At 46.6% G+C, this 2,741-nt stretch carries 2 protein-coding genes; one reads left to right on the top strand and one right to left on the bottom strand.

All coding sequences use genetic code 11. The features are described 5' to 3' along the window. The first annotated feature begins 183 nt into the window (after window positions 1–183). On the top strand, window positions 184–2,571 hold the full coding sequence (locus O9295_RS16735; protein WP_288033979.1) for a DUF3769 domain-containing protein: 2,388 nt from the start codon (window positions 184–186) through the stop codon (window positions 2,569–2,571). A gap of 56 nt (window positions 2,572–2,627) precedes the next feature. Here O9295_RS16735 and O9295_RS16730 read toward each other — a convergent pair. After that, a partial coding sequence (locus O9295_RS16730) for a transposase (RefSeq protein WP_071824397.1) occupies window positions 2,628–2,741 on the bottom strand: 114 nt, incomplete at its 5' end.

Raw genomic sequence — 2,741 nt, 5'->3', positions numbered from 1 at the left:
TGAAATGGGGCGAAAGTCTGTGGACTCTGTGTAAGACAGTACATGGTTTTTTAACTGTGGTATGCGACGGTGGTGGAAGCAGAAACTTAAATCGTGAGGTTTAGGAATCGCCGCACTTTTAGGGCGGCGAGGATGTCAATGAGGTTCGCTCGTCCTCTATTTTGATCGCCGACTCGTGCAGTCATGTCTTTTTTTCTCTTAGCTGTTGAACCACCTGCCCTGATTAATACTGTAGCTGAACCCGAAACAGAGGAGCGCCAAGTTTCTGAAAATAGTCCCACGTCTGTAGTTCCCCTCCCTGTCACCCCAGCACCTCTAGAGGCAAAAAAGCCTTCAGAAGAGAGCGTTTCTATTCCCCTCACCGTCACTCCACCCCCGGAAACCGTCGAGGTAAAACCCTTGGTTCCCGATGAGGGTATTCCCTTAAAACCATTACCTAGCAGTGCGGGTGATGCGGCAGCTTTAGGAAAACCCCTTTCTGTCCAGAATTCTCCACCCCCCGCGGCCGTTGGTGTCACCATTCATCCCGAAACCGAGATAGTTTCAGGATTAAATCAAAAAGCTCTTAACCAGAAAAATGGCTCAACTCGGCTATTAGTGCGGAAAAAAGGCGAAAAAACCAGCCAAGAATACTTGATTTCCCTCAATAACGGCCTAGCTCAGGCCGCTAATCCAGAAGGGGAAAGACCCATGGAATTGGTGGCCGATGAGCAGGAATTTGACCAAAATCGGCAGATTATCACCGCTAGAGGTAATGTCACCCTGCGTTTTGCCCAAAGTGTACTAACGGCCGATCGCTTACAGATTAATCTTCCCGAAAAGTTAGCGGTAGCGGAGGGCCAGGTGATCCTAACCCGGGGAGATCAAATCCTGCGCGGCGATCGCTTTGAATATTATTTCGTCCAGGATAGCGGTGTGGTATTTAATGCTAATGGGGAGATTTTTCAACCCAGCACCGCTAGGGATTTAGGGCAAACGCTGCCCACGGATGTGGGGGCCGGTAGTTCTTTTGCAACCCTAACCGATCGTTTGGCATTAAATCAACCCTTGCAGAGAATTACCACGGGAGAGGGTTTTCAATTTGTCGTCGGGGGACAGGATCCCAGTCGGCGCGATCGACAGAATATTAGTAGTCCATCGGGGGGAACGATTAATCGTGTCCGTTTTCAGGCCGAACGCTTGAATTTTGATGGTAAGGTGTGGAATGCCACTAATGTGCGTCTGACTAATGACCCTTTTTCCCCTCCTGAGTTGGAAGTTCGGGCTAATTCCGCCACTTTTCGCAGTAGCGGCCCCTTTACCGATGAGTTGCGGATGAGTAATTCCCAGTTGGTTTTCGATCAACGGGTAGTGGCACCCACTTTTATTAATAGTCTCACTTTCGATCGCCGTCGTCGTCGTCCTTTTTTAATTGCTCCGGGCTATGATGGGGAGGATCGGGGCGGATTTTTCGTAGAAAGTCCCCTAACTTTAGTGGAGACACCGAAGACTATTTTTGAGTTGACACCGCAATATTTAATTCAAAAAGTCCTTAATCCCGATGCTTTTCCCTCAGCTAACCCTGGAGGTGGGGAAGTTTCGGCCCTTAGTCCGAAAGCTTTTGGTTTATTGGGCAATTTTGCCACTAATTTTGGCGAGCGCTCGTTTTTGCAAGCGACAGCTTCTTTTTCTAATTTAGATTTGGAACAGATCGAAAATAGTGTTCGTTCTAAAATTCGCTTTCAACAGACGATCGGACAGTTGCAGGATCCCTATCTGCTCAATGTGGAGTACAATTATCGCGAGCGTCTCTTTAACGGTTCTTTAGGGTTTCAGACGGTTAATAGCAGTTTTGGTGCAATTTTGACCTCACCTGTGATTGTCGTCCCGAATACGGATATTAGACTCAGTTATCAAGCTTCTGTTCAGAATGTTAACGCACCCACCGATCGCAGTAATCTCTTAGCGGCCAATGCAACGGATAATGTTACTAATTTAAGCCGTTTTCAGGGCGCTGTCTCCCTCAATCGCAGTTTTTTACTCTGGTCTGCCCTTACTTTACCACCGACTCCCGACCAAGGTTTAAGATTTTCTCCCGTTCCCGTTCAACCCTATATTGCTCTTGTCACCGGTGTCACTGGTGTCACCAGTTATTACACCAATGGAGAGACGCAAAATTCCGTCACGGGAACCGTGGGATTATTAGGACAGTTTGGGCGTTTTTCCGGCAATTTTCTCGACTATACTGGGTTTAATATCAGTTTTAGTCAGGGTTTAGTCAACGGACAATCACCCTTTTTCTTCGATCGCTTTGTTGATCAACAAACAATCTCATATAGTATAACTCAACAGGTATATGGTCCGATTCGCGTGGGTTTCCAGAGTATTTATAGTATCGATCAAGCTAAGGAAATCAGTACAGAATATTTTCTCGAATGGAGTCGTCGCACCTATAGTTTAATTTTGCGCTATAACCCCGTGCTGCAGTTGGGAATACTCAACATCCGTGTCTCGGATTTCAACTGGACAGGCAACCCCGGCTATTTTGAGGGTAGCGATATCCGTCCGGTGGTGGATGGAGTAACCCGTTAAGACTAGAAGGGAGAGGGAATTATGAATTATGGCTCTTCGTTACTCTTTATGCTAAATCAACATACAAGATGCCAAGACAACATACTTCTAACCCAAAAATTCCGAAAGTTTCTCAAGCCATAGGCTCTCCGTTTTATTAGTTTAAGTTTATTGTTGATTCCCTCGACCAT

This window comes from Microcystis sp. LE18-22.4A (assembly GCF_027531105.1).
GTDB classification, from domain to species: domain Bacteria; phylum Cyanobacteriota; class Cyanobacteriia; order Cyanobacteriales; family Microcystaceae; genus Microcystis; species Microcystis aeruginosa.
The sequence above is the reverse complement of the archived record's forward strand: the minus strand, read 5'-3'. Positions and strand labels throughout refer to the sequence as shown.

Bases quoted from the DNA above. Each gene is read 5' to 3' on its own strand.
- O9295_RS16735 (WP_288033979.1), top strand. From the start codon at position 184: ATGTCTTTTTTTCTCTTAGCTGTTGAACCACCTGCCCTGATTAATACT.